14 protein-coding genes are annotated in these 16703 nt (G+C 73.2%); 9 read left to right on the top strand and 5 right to left on the bottom strand.

The genetic code is table 11. The features are described 5' to 3' along the window. Positions 1 to 188: 188 nt before the first annotated feature. The 3 genes from ABZ910_RS25120 to ABZ910_RS25110 form a co-directional block, all read right to left on the bottom strand. Positions 189 to 692, bottom strand: coding sequence for a nuclear transport factor 2 family protein (locus ABZ910_RS25120; protein ID WP_361369039.1), 504 nt, complete (start codon positions 690 to 692; stop codon positions 189 to 191). Continuing rightward, a complete protein-coding gene (gene folP / locus ABZ910_RS25115; protein WP_361369037.1) occupies positions 689 to 1597 on the bottom strand; it encodes a dihydropteroate synthase in 909 nt (302 codons plus the stop codon). Before folP ends, ABZ910_RS25120 begins: the two co-directional genes overlap by 4 nt. Positions 1598 to 1693: 96 nt before the next feature. Next, positions 1694 to 3580, bottom strand: a complete 1887-nt coding sequence (locus ABZ910_RS25110) for a phosphatidylglycerol lysyltransferase domain-containing protein (protein WP_361369035.1) — start codon at positions 3578 to 3580, stop codon at positions 1694 to 1696. Positions 3581 to 3809: 229 nt separating this feature from the next. On the opposite strand from ABZ910_RS25110, the gene ABZ910_RS25105 reads away from it, so the two are divergent. The 3 genes from ABZ910_RS25105 to ABZ910_RS25095 all read left to right on the top strand — a co-directional run bounded on the left by ABZ910_RS25105 (position 3810) and on the right by ABZ910_RS25095 (position 7657). Further along, complete coding sequence (locus tag ABZ910_RS25105) at positions 3810 to 4940, top strand: alpha/beta hydrolase-fold protein (protein WP_361369033.1); 1131 nt, start codon at positions 3810 to 3812, stop codon at positions 4938 to 4940. 131 nt (positions 4941 to 5071) lie between these two features. Beyond that, positions 5072 to 6391 (top strand): hypothetical protein, encoded by a 1320-nt coding sequence (locus ABZ910_RS25100; RefSeq protein WP_361369031.1) that lies wholly within the window; start codon positions 5072 to 5074, stop codon positions 6389 to 6391. Between the two features lie 114 nt (positions 6392 to 6505). Next, a complete protein-coding gene (locus ABZ910_RS25095; protein ID WP_361369029.1) occupies positions 6506 to 7657 on the top strand; it encodes an NADH-quinone oxidoreductase subunit D in 1152 nt (383 codons plus the stop codon). Between the two features lie 59 nt (positions 7658 to 7716). Here the strand turns inward: ABZ910_RS25095 and ABZ910_RS25090 are convergent, their stop codons facing one another. Continuing rightward, positions 7717 to 8649, bottom strand: coding sequence for an SAM-dependent methyltransferase (locus ABZ910_RS25090; protein ID WP_361369154.1), 933 nt, complete (start codon positions 8647 to 8649; stop codon positions 7717 to 7719). A gap of 247 nt (positions 8650 to 8896) precedes the next feature. Here ABZ910_RS25090 and ABZ910_RS25085 point away from each other — a divergent pair, with 247 nt between their 5' ends. The 3 genes from ABZ910_RS25085 to ABZ910_RS25075 are packed head-to-tail and all read left to right on the top strand — an operon-like array spanning position 8897 to position 11506. Next, positions 8897 to 10102 carry a sensor histidine kinase gene (locus ABZ910_RS25085; protein WP_361369027.1) on the top strand — a complete coding sequence of 402 codons (1206 nt, stop codon included), beginning with the start codon at positions 8897 to 8899 and terminating at the stop codon, positions 10100 to 10102. A gap of 59 nt (positions 10103 to 10161) precedes the next feature. Continuing rightward, on the top strand, positions 10162 to 10833 hold the full coding sequence (locus ABZ910_RS25080) for a response regulator transcription factor (protein WP_361369025.1): 672 nt from the start codon (positions 10162 to 10164) through the stop codon (positions 10831 to 10833). Positions 10834 to 10873: 40 nt separating this feature from the next. Continuing rightward, positions 10874 to 11506, top strand: a complete 633-nt coding sequence (locus ABZ910_RS25075; protein WP_361369024.1) for an AAA family ATPase — start codon at positions 10874 to 10876, stop codon at positions 11504 to 11506. 146 nt (positions 11507 to 11652) lie between these two features. Here ABZ910_RS25075 and ABZ910_RS25070 read toward each other — a convergent pair whose 3' ends face one another. After that, on the bottom strand, positions 11653 to 12843 hold the full coding sequence (locus ABZ910_RS25070; protein ID WP_361369022.1) for a beta-eliminating lyase-related protein: 1191 nt from the start codon (positions 12841 to 12843) through the stop codon (positions 11653 to 11655). Positions 12844 to 13037: 194 nt separating this feature from the next. Here ABZ910_RS25070 and ABZ910_RS25065 point away from each other — a divergent pair, with 194 nt between their 5' ends. Genes ABZ910_RS25065 through ABZ910_RS25055 form a run of 3 tightly spaced genes read left to right on the top strand, consistent with a single transcriptional unit; the run spans position 13038 to position 16698 of the window. Next, a complete protein-coding gene (locus ABZ910_RS25065) occupies positions 13038 to 13985 on the top strand; it encodes a DUF2520 domain-containing protein (protein WP_361369020.1) in 948 nt (315 codons plus the stop codon). Beyond that, positions 13982 to 14983 (top strand): pantoate--beta-alanine ligase, encoded by a 1002-nt coding sequence (panC, locus tag ABZ910_RS25060; RefSeq protein WP_361369018.1) that lies wholly within the window; start codon positions 13982 to 13984, stop codon positions 14981 to 14983. The genes ABZ910_RS25065 and panC overlap by 4 nt, the downstream gene beginning before the upstream one ends. Next, complete coding sequence (locus ABZ910_RS25055) at positions 14980 to 16698, top strand: L-aspartate oxidase (RefSeq protein ID WP_361369016.1); 1719 nt, start codon at positions 14980 to 14982, stop codon at positions 16696 to 16698. Before panC ends, ABZ910_RS25055 begins: the two co-directional genes overlap by 4 nt. The last annotated feature ends 5 nt before the right edge of the window (positions 16699 to 16703 follow it).

Here is a 16703-nt window from a genome sequence, read left to right as displayed (position 1 = left end):
TGCCATACACGAATCTACCTGCGGGCACTGACAGGACCGGGCCCCGGGGGCGTGGGTCCGGCCCGGGGCCAGGAGGGTTCATCGCTCGTTTCCCCTGGCGAACCCGGCGGCTCATGGGTCGGTAGCCGCACTTACCCGGGTGTTCGTGATTCCAACCACTTCTTGGTCCCTGCGGGCCGTCTACCCACTCAGGCAGGTGTGTCGTTGTCCTCGTCCTCACCGTTTTCGGCCAGAACGGGGGACGCGTGGTGCGACCACATCTTCCAGCCGACGGGGGTGCGGCGGAACACGTTCGTGGCGACGACGAGCTGGCCGACGAGGGGGCCGAGCTCCTGGCCGCGCTCGGGGGCCGGGCCGCCGCTGAGGATGTTCTCGGTGCAGGTCACCAGGGCGGTGTCGCCGGTGACGGAGACATGCACATCGGTGAGGAAGAACTGGATGTAGTCGGTGTTCGCCATGATCAGCGCGTACGACCGGAGGACCTCGCCGCGGCCGGTGAGCACCGGCCAGCCCGGGTGCACGCACGAGACCACGCCGGCGTCGGCCGGGTCGTGGTACTCCTCGTCGACGCCCAGGTCGGACGGGGTGAGCCAGAGCGAGGACAGCTCTTCGAAGTCGCCCTGCTCCATCGCCTCGTAGAAGGCCCGGTTGGCGAGCTCGACCTGTTCGACATCGGTGTGCGGGGCGGTCACCGGGCTCCTTCGGGGGCGTGCGCGCCCGGTGCGCCAGGCTGCGCCGCGCGCGCCTCCTCCACCGCCCGTGCGACCCGTACGGCGTCCGCCGTGGCGCGCACCTCATGGACGCGTACCGCCCACGCTCCGGCGTGCGCCGCGAGCGCGGAGACGGCGGCCGTGGCGGCGTCGCGCTCCCGGGCCGGCGGGGGCGCTCCCTCGGGCCCGGCCAGGACCCGGCCGAGGAACCGCTTGCGGGACGCCGCGACGAGCAGCGGGTGCCCCAGGGCGTGCAGGCGGTCGAGGTGGGCGAGCAGGGCCAGGTCGTGTTCGGCCTCCTTGGAGAAGCCGAGGCCGGGGTCGACGATGATGCGGTCGGGGGCGATGCCGCCCTCCAGGATGGCCTCCACGCGCGCGTGCAGCTCGTCGAGGACCTCGCCGACGACGTCGTCGTACCGGCCCGGGACGTTGCCGCCCTCGAGGAAGCCGCGCCAGTGCATGACGACGAAGGGGGCGCCGGCGGCCGCGACCACGGGGATCATCGCCGGGTCGGCGAGGCCGCCGCTGACGTCGTTGACGAGGGCGGCGCCGGCGGCGAGGGACTGCTCGGCGACCGAGGCGCGCATGGTGTCCACGGAGACGGTGACGCCCTCGGCCGCGAGGCCGCGGACGACGGGGATGACGCGGCGCAGTTCCTCGGCCTCGTCGACACGGGTGGCGCCGGGGCGGGTCGACTCACCGCCCACGTCGATCAGGTCCGCGCCCTCGGCGACCAGATCGAGGCCGTGCTTGCAGGCGGCTGTCGTGTCGAACCAGCGGCCGCCGTCGGAGAAGGAGTCGGGGGTCACGTTCACGACGCCCATGACCGCACAGCGATCCCATGCCGGAAGGCCCGCCACTCGGCCGCGCCCGCTCTTGTTGCTCATAAGTTCAGCGTAGGCCCCGGGCCGGGGCGCGAGAGCGCGCGGGCCGGGCGGGGGGCTGCGGTCCAGGCGTCCGAAGCGTGCCGCCCGCCGGCCGGGTCACGCCGCCCGTATGCCCTGTTCCGACTCCCGCGTGTCACCCTCCGTCTCCGGTACGGAGCCCTCCGTCGCGCGTACGTGCCCTTCTGTCGGCACGTGGGCGCACGGGCGGCCGGTGGAGAGGCGGCGGCGCAGGAAGCGGGGGAGGGGGAGGGCGAGGTTGACGAAGCCCTCTGCCTGCATGGCGGCGAAGCCGATGCGAGGGAGGTCGGCCGAGGCGCGGTAGACGACGAAGCGCGGCTCCCAGCGCGGTCGGAACTTGGCGTTGAACTTGTACAGCGACTCGATCTGGAACCAGCGGGACAGGAACACCAGCAGTCCGCGCCAGGCGCGCAGCACTGGCCCCGCGCCGAGCTTCTCGCCGCGCGCGAGCGCCGAGCGGAACATCGCGAAGTTGAGCGAGATCCGGGTGATGCCGAGGTTCGGGGCCGCCTCGAGCGCGGCGACGATCAGCAGTTCGTTCATGCCGGGGTCGGCCGAGCGGTCGCGCCGCATCAGGTCCAGGGAGACGCCGTCGGTGCCCCAGGGCACGAAGTGCAGGATCGCCTTCAGATCGCCGTACGGCTCGCCGTGCGGATCGGGCCGGTCGTCCGTCCGGTGCGCGGTGGCGACCAGGCAGTCGCCGTCGAACGGGTCGCCGATGCGGCCGAGGGCCATCGAGAAGCCGCGCTCGGTGTCGGTGCCGCGCCAGTCGTCCGCGGCGCGCCGTATGCGCTCCAGTTCAGCCTCGCCGAGGTCACGGATGCGCCGTACCCGGGTCTCGTAGCCGGCCCGCTCGATGCGCCTGACCATCTGGCGCACGTTGCGCATCGCGCGTCCGGCGAGCGAGAAATCCGCGACGTCGACGACCGCCTCGTCGCCCAGTTCGAGGGCGTCCAGGCCGGTCTCACGGGTCCACACCTCGCCGCCCGTCTCCGAGCAGCCCATGACGGCGGGGGTCCAGGAGTGGGCCTTGGCCTCGTCCATGAAGCGCTCGATGGCGCCCGGCCAGGCCTCGACGTCGCCGATCGGATCACCGCTGGCGAGCATCACGCCGGAGACGACCCGGTACGTCACCGCCGCCTTGCCGCTGGGCGAGAACACGACCGCCTTGTCGCGCCGCAGGGCGAAGTGGCCGAGGGAGTCGCGGGCGCCGTGCTTCTCCAGCAGGTCGCGCAGCCGCGCCTCGTCCTCCTCGGTGAGCCGGGCGGCCGGGTGCTCGGGGCGGAAGGCCAAATAGACGGTGGTGACGGCGGTGAGCAGGCCGAGCGCGCCGAGGGAGAAGGCGACCGTCCAGGAGGTGTCGCCCCGGTAGCTCACCGGGCCTTCGAAGCCGAACAGGCCGTACAGGACGTGGGCGAGGCGGTCGGCCAGGCTCGGGTCGCCGATCGTCCGCTGCGGGTGAACGCTGACGACGATCAGCCCGAGGGCGAGCGAACCGGCGCCCATGAGGACGAAGTTGGCGAGCGCGCGCCACCGGCTGCGCGGGTCGGGCAGGGCCGCGAACTCGCCGCGGTGGCGCAGCAGGGGCAGCAGCAGCGCCAGCGAGACGAGGACGCCGGCGAGGGAGTGCCGGTACCCGAACTGCGCCACGGCACCGGCCGGCAGCAGGGCGACCGCGGCGCGCCACGCCTGGCGCTTGCGCCGCTTGAGCCCGTGCGCGAGCAGCAGCAACAGCACGCCGGTGCTGAGGGAGAGCGCCGCGGCGAACGGACCGAGCGCGCCGGGCAGCACCTCGGCGAGGGCGTGCATACGGCTGTGACGGAAGCGCGGGAAGACGCCCGCGGCGATGTCCAGGAGACCGACGAGGGCGCACGCCCGGCCGGCCAGGAGGGGGACCACTTCGGGGGACGGCCCGCGCAGCAGTCGGCGTGCCGCACTCGGCCGGCGCGGAACCCGGCCCGACATTTCCCCATCTATCCTGGCAGACATCGCATCCCGTAGTTGTGCGAGAGACCTTGAACCCGGTGCCGATTCGGGCATCCGGCGACATTGCGCCCTCTAGGACGGTGTCTAGGGGAGAGAGGTTCACTCCCCACCGGAAAGCCGGTTCAAAGGGCAGGGAAAGCCCGGGGCAAGTCCGCGCTACGAAAGCGTGGGCGGTCGCGGGCGGGAAAGCGCAGGTAGGAAGCAGCCCATGGGTCTCACGAGCAACAAAGTGCTGGTGCTGGCGATCGTGTTCGCCATCCTGCTGTTCATCGCCACGGTGTGGCTGTGGCCGCGCCTGGCCCGCACGGGCTGGGGGGCCGTCGGCGGACGCGTCGGCCTGCTTCTGGCGACCCAGCTCGCGCTGATCGCCTCCCTGGGCGTCGCCGCCAACCAGGCCTTCGGCTTCTACTCCAGCTGGGCCGACCTGTTCGGCAAGGAGACGGACCAGGGTGTCGTCGTCGACCACGGCGTCCACGGCGGCAGCGGCGGTCCGCTCCAGGTGCTCGCCGTCACGCGCGTGCAGGGCGGCGCGAACGGGCAGCGGCCGCAGACGGCGGGGCAGGTCCAGAAGGTGGACATCGTCGGTCGTACGACCCGCATCGCCACGTCGGCGTACGTGTACCTGCCGCCGGAGTATTTCCAGCCCCAGTACCGCACGCGTACGTTCCCCGCTGCCGTCGTCCTCACCGGTTATCCCGGCACCGCGCAGGCGCTGGTGGACAAACTGCAGTACCCGAGTACGGCACGGAAACTCGCCAAGGACGGGCGCATGCAGCCGATGATCCTCGTGATGATGCGGCCGACCGTGGCGCCGCCGCGCGACACGGAATGCGTGGACATCCCCGGCGGCCCGCGGACCGAGACGTTCTTCGCCAAGGATCTGCCCCAAGCCGTACTCGCCCACTACCGAGTGGGCAGAAATCCCGGCAGCTTGGGGATCATCGGCGATTCCACGGGCGGTTACTGCGCGCTGAAGCTCGCCATGCGCCACCCCGGTGTGTACGCGGCGGCCGCGGGTCTGTCCGCCTACTACAAGGCGCCGACCGACCCCACGACCGGTGATCTCTTCCGTGGCTCCACTGCGCTGCGGAACCGTTCCGACCTGTGGTGGCTGCTCAAGCACGAACCCGCGCCGCAGACCTCACTGCTCGTCAGCAGCAGCAGGATCGGTGAATCCAACTACAAGGACACACTGCAATTCATCAGCCGTGTGCGGGCCACGAACCGCACCCTGATCTCGTCGATCATCCTTCAGAGCGGTGGGCACAACTTCAACACCTGGCGGCGCGAGATCCCCGGGGCGTTGCAGTGGTTGAGCGGCCGTCTCACCGACCGCTGAAACGATCTTGTGGAATTCGGCGGCCGGTTGAGCGGGCATGCCGTTCCTGACGGCATGTGAACTCATCAGTAACGTCTTGTTTTTACGGGGCGGGGCACCGCGATTCGCCTACGCGCGGTAAGTTTCTGGCCATGCCACGTGGACGTCATCGCCATTCCCCCCCACTGCACAGGTTGTTGCCGCCTTCCGCGATAGCAGGCCTCTCCCTGGTCTGCGCGCTGAGTCCCTGGGTTTTCTCCGAAACGATGGTGCTCCGGTCCCTCGCCGCGGCCGCCGCGGCGACGGCGGTCGTCGGTGCGGTCGTCATGCGTCGCTGGGACACTCAGGCGGGCAAGCAGGTCGCCGACCTCACGCGCGCGCGTGCCAGCGACGAGTGGCGTCACGAGGAGCGGATCGCCGAGCTGGAGGCCGACCTCGACGAGTCGCGCGACCTGCGCCTCAAGCTCGAACAGCGGCTGCGTGCGAAGCGCACGGAGCTGACGGGCCTGCGCAACGAACACGCCGCCCTGCTGCGGCGGTACGCCACGGCGGAGACCGAGCGCGCCAGCGCCCTGGAAGGACGCCGGCTGCTCGAACTGGAGGCGGTCACGCCGTCGCGCGCGCTGCCGCCCGGGTCGACCACGACGCCGGATGCCGATGCGGAGGCGGAGGCGGAGTCTGCCGCGGTGGCGGCCTCGGCTTCGGCCGACACCGCCGAACCCACCCCCACCGACGAGGAGTCGGCTGCTCCGGCGGTGTTCTCCCCCGACGGGTCCCAGCTGTTCCTGCGGGCCAAGGTGGCGCTGTCCCGGTTCGGCGAGGGCGACTTCGGCGAAGGGGAATCCGACGAGGGCGACTCCGACGAGGGGCACGAGGCGTCGTCCACGGCGTCGTCCGCGGACAGGTCCGTCCCCAAAGGGGACGGCGTGACGGAAGCGGTCGCCGAAGCCGGGGCGAGCGGCGCGAAGACGGCACGCGCCGAGGAGCCCGCGCAGAAGGAGCCCGCGGAGGAGCTCTCCGCGCAGAAGGAGCCCGCGCAGGAGGACGAAGCCGAGGGGCAGCACGAGGCGGCCGACGGGCACGAGCACGCGGCCGCCGGCACGACGACCGCGCAGGCACCGTCCGCGCCGTCGGCCCAGCCCGCGCAGCAGCCCGCGGGGCACTTCACGGTGCCGACCGCGGTGGCCGTCGCGCCGGCCGCTCCCGTGCGGCGTCCGGCGGCCGGGGGCGGCTTCGACTTCTTCGGTACGCACAAGGGCGACGACTCGTCGGGCGCTCTGGACGCCGTACACAACGAAGACCTCGCCGACGTGGTCGGCCAGGAGGCACTCGCCCTGCACAAGGCCGAGTCCGAGACCGCGTACAAGCCCGCCGACGCGGAGCCGGGCGACGCCGGGCAGGTCATCGATCTGACGGCCCACGACGAGACGGAATCGATCGACCTGCAGGGGCTGCGCAGCGCGGCCTCCTGAGGCGGGCGGACGGGCTGCTCACGCCGGCCACCGGCAGGGCGGCCCGCCTCCCTCCGCCCCATCCCCGGGCTCCCTCTTTCCCTGCGGTCGGCGAACGTAGGGGAGACTGTGTGCATGACGCCTACGACGGAGACCACGGTCGGGATCGGCGGCGCCGCGGAGAGCACCGACATGGTGCTCAACATCGGCCCCCAGCACCCGTCCACGCACGGCGTGCTGCGGCTGCGGCTCGTGCTGGACGGTGAGCGCATCGTGCACGCCGAGCCGGTGATCGGCTACATGCACCGCGGTGCGGAGAAGCTCTTCGAGGCGCGTGACTACCGCCAGATCATCATGCTCGCCAACCGTCACGACTGGCTGTCGGCCTTCTCCAACGAGCTGGGCGTCGTCCTCGGCGTGGAGCGGATGCTCGGCATGGAGGTCCCGCAGCGCGCGGTGTGGACGCGCACGCTGCTCGCCGAGCTGAACCGGGTGCTGAACCACCTGATGTTCCTGGGGTCCTATCCGCTGGAGCTGGGCGGCATCACCCCGGTGTTCTACGCGTTCCGGGAGCGTGAGGTCCTCCAGAACGTCATGGAGGAGGTCTCCGGCGGGCGCATGCACTACATGTTCAACCGCGTCGGCGGCCTCAAGGAGGACCTGCCCGCCGGATGGGCCTCACGCGCGCGCGCCGCCGTCGCCGCCGTACGGTCCCGCATGGACGTGTTCGACGACCTGGTCCTCGGCAACGAGATCTTCCGGGGGCGTACGCGGGGCGTGGGGCTGCTCGCGCCGGAGATCGTGCACGCCTACGGCGTGAGCGGTCCCCTCGCGCGCGGCTCGGGCGTCGACTTCGACCTGCGGCGCGACGAGCCGTATCTGGCGTACGGCGAGCTGCAGGACACCCTGCGGGTCGTGACAAGGCAGGAGGGCGACTGCCTCGCCCGCTTCGAGTGCCTCCTGGAGCAGACCCACAACTCCCTCGAGCTCGCCGACGCCTGCCTCGACCGGCTCGCCGAGCTGCCGCCCGGGCCGATCAACCAGCGGCTCCCGAAGGTCCTGAAGGCGCCCGAGGGCCACACCTACGCGTGGACCGAGAACCCGCTCGGCATCAACGGCTACTACCTGGTCAGCAAGGGCGAGAAGACGCCGTACCGGCTGAAGCTGCGCTCGGCCTCGTACAACAACATCCAGGCCCTGACCGAGCTGCTGCCGGGCACGCTGGTGGCCGACATGGTGGCGATCCTCGGGTCGATGTTCTTCGTGGTCGGGGACATCGACAAGTAGGGCAATCAGCGCTCTGACAACTAGGGCAACCAGCGCTCTCTACAAGCGTGTTGGGCTCTCTAGAGGGGTACGTCCGCGATGCCCGCCGGCTGGAGCAGCCAGCCGAAGTCCCCGAGGCCGCCCGGCGCGGTGAGTTCGGCTGCCTCGCCGGCGCGCGCGAGGGCGCGTACGTACGCCGAGGGGTCCGTGGAGGCCAGGGCGAGCGGCGGGCGTGCGGCCGTGATGCCCAGGGCGCGGAGCGCCTCGCGTTGCGTGAGGCGGCGTGCGCCGGGGAGTGCGCAGGCGTCCAGCGCGACGTGCGCCGTGATGTCGCACGACCCGTCCGGCACGGGCGCCGTCTCGCGCCCCTCCCGGAAGCCGGTCAACGTCCCGAAGGGCGGGCGCGCGTCCGCCGTGTGCGCGTAGTCGACGGCCACCGCCATGCCCCGCTCGAGCCGGGAGACGGCGGACGCCCACGCGGTGTCCCGCGGCAGGCCGATCTCGGCGCGCAGCCCCTCCTCGGCGGGCAGCGGCCACCACCGCGCGAGCCACTGCGCCTCCGCCCCGCCGGCGGGCTTCCCGAGCCGCTCGGTCCCGTCCTCGCGTACGAGCACCAGGCGCGCCACGCCCTCGGCGTCCACCTCGGCGACCTCCACCGGTACGTTGTCCAGCCACTCGTTGGCGAACAGCAACCCGGTGACGTTCTCGGGGGGCTCGCTCAGCCAGGTGATGCGGTCGTCCAGGCCCGCCGGACGGTCGGCGAGCTCGACGGCGTACCCACGCGCGCGGGCGGCCACTTCGGCGGGCAGCGCGGCGAGCACACCGGTGACCAGCTCGCCCCGTCCGGCCCCCATGTCGACGAAGTCGAGCGTGCCGGGCCGCCCCAGCGCCTCGTCGACCCGGCACAGCAGCCGGGCCACGGCGCCGGCGAAGAGCGGCGACGCGTGGACGGACGTACGGAAGTGACCGGCCGGGCCCTCGAGGCGCCGGTAGAAGCCGCCGGGACCGTACAGGGCCGCCTCCGTGGCCGCCCGCCAGCCACGCCATGCGTGCGCCGGACCGCCCGCCGTACCGTCCTGCTTCTCGTCCGCCGCGTCCCCCGCGTCCGCCGCCGTACCGCCCACCGTCTCGTCGTCCCTCACCGGGACAGCCTAGGCACACGGGCGAGGACGGCCTCCACCTTGCGGAGTACGCGCGCCGGGCCGGGATCGGCCCTCCGGTTGACCCCTGCCCACATCACGTTTCCCTACTCTGGGTTGGGTGCAGCGCCTCTATGACTTCCTCCGCAGGCACCCGACATGGGTGGACGCCTCGTGGGCCGTCGTCCTGCTCGGGATGTCCTGCGTGAGTGTGGTGCACCTCGCGCGGGCGCCGGGTCACCACGGATCGCTCGCGGCGGCGCTGGCCGTGAGCGCCGTGCTGTGCGTCGTGGTCGCGCTGCGTCGCCGGCTGCCGGAACCGATGCTGATGCTGGCCGCCGCGGCCGGCCTCGCGCAGACGGTCCTGGACGTCGAGCCGACCGTCGCCGACTTCGCCCTGCTGGTGATCAGCTTCACGGTCGCCGCCACCGGCGCGCGCTGGGCCTCCCGGTTCGCCCTGACCGCCGGTCTCGCCGCGGCCACGCTGGCGCAGCTCCGCTGGCCGGCCGAGCACGCGAGTCTCCTGGGCAGGGTCGGGATAACGGTGTTCCAGACGGTGCCGTTCGCGCTCGCCTGGGTGCTCGGCGACTCCATGCGCACCCGCCGCGCCTACTTCGCGCAGCTGGAGGAGCGGGCCGCCCGGCTGGAGAAGGAGCGCGAGGCGCAGGCCAAGGTCGCGGTCGCGGCCGAGCGCGCCCGGATCGCGCGCGAGCTGCACGACGTGGTCGCCCACAACGTGTCGGTGATGGTGGTGCAGGCCGACGGCGCCGCCTACGTCCTCGACTCCGCGCCCGACCAGGCCAGGAACGCCCTGGAGACGATCTCCTCCACCGGCCGTCAGGCCCTCGCCGAGATGCGCCGCCTGCTGGGCGTGCTGCGCACCGGCGAGCACCGGGAGAGCGGCGAGTACGTCCCCCAGCCCGACGTCGAGCAGATCGACGACCTCGTCCAGCAGTGCCGCAGCGCCGGTCTGCCCGTCGACTTCAAGGTCGAGGGCACGCCGCGCCCGCTGCCCAGCGGCGTGGAGCTGACCGCGTACCGCATCGTGCAGGAGGCGCTGACCAACACCCGCAAGCACGGGGGCCCCAACACCGGGGCGAGCGTGCGCCTGGTCTACTTCGACGACGGCCTCGGGCTGCTCGTGGAGGACGACGGCAAGGGGGCCCCGCACGAGCTGTACGAGGACGGTGGCGCCGACGGCCGGGGCCACGGCCTGATCGGCATGCGCGAGCGCGTCGGCATGGTCGGCGGCACCCTCGACGCGGGCCCCCGCCCGGGTGGAGGCTTCCGCATCAGCGCCCTGCTCCCGCTCAAGCCGGCGCACTGACGCCGGCGTTCCCCACGGCCGCCGCACGCTCCCCATGCCCTGTGAAGGAAGAGGACCCGATGCCGATCCGCGTGATGCTCGTCGACGATCAGGTGCTGCTGCGCACCGGCTTCCGGATGGTGCTCGCCGCCCAGCCGGACATGGAGGTCGTCGCCGAGGCGGGCGACGGCGTCGAGGCCCTCCAGGCGCTGCGCTCCACCGCCGTCGACGTCGTCCTGATGGACGTGCGCATGCCGAAGCTGGACGGGGTGGAGACCACCCGCCGCGTCTGCGCGGAGCCCGACCCGCCGAAGGTGCTGATCCTGACGACCTTCGACCTGGACGAGTACGCGTTCTCCGGGCTGAAGGCGGGCGCTTCCGGGTTCATGCTCAAGGACGTGCCGCCCGGCGAACTGCTGGCCGCCATCCGCGCCGTGCACAGCGGCGACGCCGTCGTCGCGCCGTCCACGACCCGCCGCCTTCTCGACCGCTTCGCGCCGATGCTGCCGACCGCCGGCAAGGAGCCCCGCCACCGGGAGCTGGCGCGGCTCACCGACCGCGAGCGCGAGGTCATGGTGCTGGTCGCGCAGGGTCTGTCCAACGGCGAGATCGCCGCCCGGCTGGTGCTGTCCGAGGCGACGGTGAAGACCCACGTGGGCCGCATCCTGACCAAGCTCGGACTGCGGGACCGGGTGCAGGTGGTGGTCCTGGCGTACGAGACGGGTCTGGTGCGGGCCGGCGGTCACGGCTGAACGGGCTGACCCGCGCGCGGGACGCCGGTAGGGTCTGCGCATGCTCCTGTGGATCAACGGCCCCTTCGGGGGCGGCAAGACACAGACCGCACACGAGATACGGCGTCGCCTGCCGGGCAGCGTGATCTGCGACCCCGAGCATCCCGGCTTCGGCCTGCGCCGCATGCTCCCGCCCGAACTGCGCGGCGACTTCCAGGACTTGACGGCATGGCGGCAGGGTGTCGTCGAGGTTCTCGACCTGGCCGTGGCCAAGCACGACGGCGTGGTGATCGCGCCCATGACCGTCACCCACTCCGGCCATTTCGAGGAGACGGTCGGCCGGTTGCGCGAACTCGGCCATGACGTCCGGCACTTCACCCTCCTCGCCGAGCGTGAGACGGTCGTCGGGCGGCTGCGTGAGCGCGGGCTCGGGCACCTCCTGCAGTACGTCGTCGGCAGGAACGCCGGTCTGCGCAGGGAGACCTGGGCGCTCCAGCAGCTCGACCGCTGTCTGGAGCGGCTGAGCGAGCCGGAGTTCGCCGAGCATCTGTGGACGGACCAGTCGACCGTCCCGAAGACGGCGGATCGCATCGCCGTTCTGGCGGGGCTGACGCTGCGGCCCAACCGCGAGGGCGCGCTGCGCACGCGCCTGCGGCAGGCGAAGGTAGCCGCCGGGCACATCCGGTTCGACTGACGTCGGCCGACGCCTCGTCCCGCCCCCGCCCCGTCAGTGCAGCACGCCCTCGATGACGTCGCTGCCCGGGCGGGCCACCGCGGACAGGTGGGCCGACGCGCCGTGTGCGTCGGCCGGTTCGCCGGTGCCGCGCCCGCAGCGGAGCGCTACCGGCTGACCTCCGCGTCGCCCGCCCCGGTCAGCCGGGCCACGAAGTCCGCGACCGCCGCCCGTACGTCGTCGGCGGTCCACTCCAGGCCGGGGGAGCGGACGGTGACCTCGGTGACGGCCAGGCCCGGCCCCCGGGCGTCCCACTCGTTGGCGAAGAGCAGCATCCCCGTCTCCTCGGCCTGGCGCACCGCCGCCTCCGCGACGACGTCCGGGTCGTACGGCAGCCAGACCTGGAACTCGTGCGTGTGCGGTTGTTCGGGGTGGACGCGTGCCCACGGCACACCGGCCGCGGCGAACCCCTCGCGCAGCGCGGCGGCGACCACGCGCGCGTGGCGCACGTACTCGGGCAGGCGGGGCAGTTCCCGCTCCAGTCCGACGAGCGCCGACAGCGCGGCGGGGAACTGCTGGAAGGCCATGCCGCCGTACCGGTGCCGCCAGGTCTTCGCCTCGTCCACGAGGGTCTTCGGGCCGGCGAGCGCGGCGCCGGAGAAGCCGTCGAGGGACTTGTAGAACGAGACGTAGACGCTGTCCGCCAGGGCCGCGATCTCGTCCAGGGGGCGGCCGAAGTGCTCGGTGGACTCCCACAGGCGCGCCCCGTCGAAGTGCACCACCGCGTCGCGCTCGCGTGCCGCCTCGACGGTCCGCGTCAGCTCCTCCCAGGTGGGCAGCACGAAGCCGGCGTCCCTGAGGGGCAGTTCCAGCATCAGCGCTCCGAAGGGCTCCTCGAAGTCGTGTATCTCGTCGGCCGTGGGCAGCCGCGGCTCACTCGTCACGCGGACCGGGCGCAGGCCGCTGACCTCGCTGAACGCGTTCCGCTCGTGCACCTCGGGGTGGGCGAGGGCGTGCAGGGCGACCGTGGGGTTGCCGGTGCGGGCCGCCCAGCAGCGCAGGGCGACCTGCTGGGCCATCGTGCCCGTCGGGAAGAACGCGGCGGCCTCCGTGCCCAGCAGCCCGGCGACCCGCTCCTCCAGGGACGCCACGACCCGGTTGCCGTAGACGTCCGAGGGCTCGTCCAGGTCGTACACCTCGGGCGCCGCCTCCATGAGCAGCGTGAGCCGTTCGCGGAGGGTGCCGCGCCAGCCCGCGCGCGAGAGCACGCGCCGCGCCGCCCGCTGGGCCGCCGCCCGGCGCTCCCGCATCCGCTCCCGCGCCGACCGCTCGTCCTCGTGTACCGCCGTATCGCTCATGCGGGGGATGATGCCGTGCCCCCTGCGCGCGGTCAGCCGGTTTTCCGCGCGGCGCCGCGCACCCTGCCTGTCGGTCACGGCGCACGGAAACCCACAGCCTGTGGACAACCGGTCGGCCCCAGACCCGATCGCGTTAACATGACGAGAAATCGTCCGGTACCCCGAGCGGACTGGAACGGGAAGGCCACCGTCGAGTGAGTACAGACCAACAGCCAGACCTCAAGGACCGCCCCGCGCGGCTCAGCGTAGGCGTCGTCGGCGCCGGTCGCGTGGGCCCCGCCCTGGCCGCGGCCCTCCAACTCGCCGGACACCGCCCGGTCGCCGTCTCCGGGGTCTCCGACGCCTCCAGACGGCGCGCCGAGCTGATGCTGCCCGACGTGCCGCTCGTCCCGCCCGCCGAGGTCCTCCAGCGCGCCGAGCTGGTCCTGCTCACCGTCCCGGACGACGCCCTGCCCGGCCTCGTGCAGGGGCTCGCCGAGACCGGCGCCGTACGGCCCGGACAGCTCCTCGCCCACACCTCCGGGCGGTACGGCGCGAAGGTCCTGGACCCCGCCCTGCGCGCGGGCGCGCTGCCGCTGGCCCTGCACCCCGCGATGACCTTCACCGGCACCCCGGTGGACGTCGAGCGGCTCGCCGGCTGCTCCTTCGGCGTGACCGCCCCCGAGGAGCTGCGGCTGGCCGCCGAGGCGCTCGTCATCGAGATGGGCGGCGAGCCCGAGTGGATCGCCGAGGAGAACCGCCCGCTCTACCACGCGGCCCTCGCCCTCGGCTCCAACCATCTGGTGACCCTGGTCGCCCAGTCCATGGAGCTGCTGCGCACGGCCGGTGTCGAGGCCCCCGACCGGATGCTCGGCCCGCTGCTCGGCGCCGCCCTGGACAACGCCCTGCGCTCCGGCGACGCGGCGCTGACCGGGCCCGTCGCGCGCGGGGACGCGGGCACCGTCGCCGCGCACGTCACCGAGCTGCGCAAGCACGCCCCGCAGACCCTCGCGGGCTATGTGGCGATGGCCCGCGCGACCGCCGACCGGGCCCTCGCCCACGGGCTGCTGAAGCCGGAACTCGCCGAGGACCTCCTCGGGGTGCTCGCCGACGGGCGCGACGAAACCAACGATACGAACGGCCCCGAGGGGAACGCCCGATGACCACCACCCTGCTGAGCACCGCCGAAGAGCTGCACGCGCGCGTGCGGCACGGGCGCCGGGCCGTCGTGATGACCATGGGTGCCCTGCACGAGGGCCACGCCACGCTGATCCGCGCCGCGCGCGCGATCGCCGGGCCCGACGGCGAGGTCGTCGTCACCGTCTTCGTCAACCCGCTGCAGTTCGGCGCGGGAGAGGACCTCGACCGCTACCCGCGCACCCTGGAGGCCGACCTCAAGATCGCCGAACAGGCGGGCGCGGACGTCGTGTTCGCCCCCTCCGCGGACGAGGTCTATCCCGGCGGCCGGCCCCAGGTGCAGGTCTCCGCGGGCCCCATGGGCGAGCGTCTGGAGGGCTCCTCGCGGCCCGGGCACTTCGACGGTGTGCTCACCGTCGTCGCCAAGCTGCTGCACCTCGCCCGCCCCGACGTCGCCCTGTACGGCCAGAAGGACGCCCAGCAGCTCGCGCTGATCCGGCGCATGGTGCGGGACCTGAACTTCGGCGTCGACATCGTCGGCGTACCGACCGTGCGGGAGGAGGACGGCCTGGCCCTGTCCAGCCGCAACCGCTACCTCTCGCCCGACGAGCGCAGCACCGCCCTCTCCCTGTCGCGGGCCCTGTTCGCGGGCCGCGACCGGCACGCCGCGCAGGAGGCGCTGCGCGCGCGGGCCCGCGAAGTGCCCGCCACGCGCGCGCGTGCCGAGGCGCTCAGCGCCATAGGCGAGTCCCGCGCCGCGGCCGACGCGCACGCCGTGGCCAAGGCCGCGCCCGGTGGCCCGGCCGCCGTCCGCGCCGCCGCCCGTCTCGTCCTGGACGAGGCGGTCCGCTTCGATCCGCCGCTCGAACTGGACTACCTCGCGCTGGTCGACCCGTCCGACTTCACCGAGATCGAGGACGGTTTCACCGGGGACGCCGTCCTCGCCGTCGCCGCCCGGGTCGGCTCGACCCGGCTGATCGACAACATCCCCCTCACCTTCGGATCCTTCGGAGCCGCCTCGTGACCGGCACAGGCATACGGCTGTACGCGCCCGCCCCCGGGTGGTCCGTCTCCGCGGACGTGGTGGTCGTCGGCTCCGGCGTCGCCGGCCTGACCGCGGCCCTGCGCTGCGAGGCCGCGGGCCTGAAGACGGTCGTCGTCACCAAGGCCCGCCTCGACGACGGCTCCACCCGCTGGGCGCAGGGCGGCATCGCGGCGGCCCTGGGCGACGGTGACAGCCCGCAGCAGCACCTGGACGACACCCTGGTGGCGGGCGCGGACCTGTGCGACGAGGAGGCCGTACGGATCCTCGTCACCGAGGGCCCCGACGCGGTCAGGCGCCTCATCGACACCGGCGCGCACTTCGACGAGTCCTCCGGAGGAGGACTGGCGCTGACCCGTGAGGGCGGCCACCACCGCGACCGCATCGCACACGCCGGCGGCGACGCGACCGGTGCGGAGATCTCCCGGGCGCTCGTCGAGGCCGTACGCGCGCGGGGCGTGCGCACGGTCGAGAACGCGCTCGTGCTGGACCTGCTGACGGACGCCGAGGGCCGTACCGCGGGTGTGAGCCTGCACGTCATGGGCGAGGGCCAGCACGACGGCGTGGGCGCCGTGCTCGCCCCCGCGGTCGTCCTCGCGACCGGCGGCATGGGCCAGGTCTTCTCCGCGACCACCAACCCGTCGGTGTCGACCGGCGACGGTGTGGCGCTCGCCCTGCGCGCGGGCGCGGAGGTCTCCGACCTGGAGTTCGTGCAGTTCCACCCGACCGTGCTGTTCCTCGGCGCCGACGCGGAGGGCCAGCAGCCGCTGGTCTCCGAGGCCGTGCGCGGCGAGGGCGCCCACCTGGTCGACGCCGACGGCGTGCGCTTCATGGCCGGACAGCACGAACTCGCCGAGCTCGCGCCCCGGGACATCGTCGCCAAGGGCATCATGCGCCGTATGCAGGAGCAGGGCGCCGCGCACATGTTCCTCGACGCCCGTCACTTCGGCGCCCAGATGTGGGAGCGCCGCTTCCCCACGATCCTGGCCGCCTGCCGCGCCAACGGCATCGACCCGGTCACCGAGCCCATCCCGGTCGCCCCGGCCGCCCACTACGCCTCCGGCGGCGTCCGCACCGACGCCCACGGCCGTACGACCGTCCCCGGGCTGTACGCGTGCGGCGAGGTCGCCTGCACCGGCGTGCACGGCGCCAACCGGCTCGCCTCCAACTCCCTGCTGGAGGGCCTGGTCTACGCCGAGCGCATCGCCGCCGACATCGCCGCGCTCAAGGCGGACGACCGCCTCCACGCGCGCGTGCCCGCCCCGGCCGCCCACCCCGAGCCGGCCGCGCACCCCCTGCTCGGCCCCGAGGCCCGCTTCGCGATCCAGCGGATCATGACCGAGGGCGCGGGCGTGCTGCGCTCGGCCGAGTCCCTCGACAAGGCCGCCGACCGGCTCCGGCGGCTGCACACCGAGGCACGCGAGTCCCTCGACGAGAACGGCAAGACCGCCGAGCCCGGCGTCGACACCTGGGAGGCCACCAACCTCCTGTGCGTGGCCCGCGTCCTGGTCGCCGCCGCCCGGCAGCGCGAGGAGACCCGCGGCTGCCACTGGCGCGAGGACCGGCCGGGCCGCGACGACGCCAACTGGCGGCGCCACATCGTCGTACGGCTGAATCCGGACCGGACGCCGGCCGTGCACGCGACCGACACCGCCGACTTCCCCCCTACCCGGCAGCACCGTCCCCAGGAGCAGTGACAGAA

Origin of the sequence: Streptomyces sp. NPDC046805, assembly GCF_040645355.1 — a bacterium.
Lineage (GTDB): Bacteria > Actinomycetota > Actinomycetes > Streptomycetales > Streptomycetaceae > Streptomyces.
This window is presented reverse-complemented; position numbering and strand designations above follow the sequence as displayed.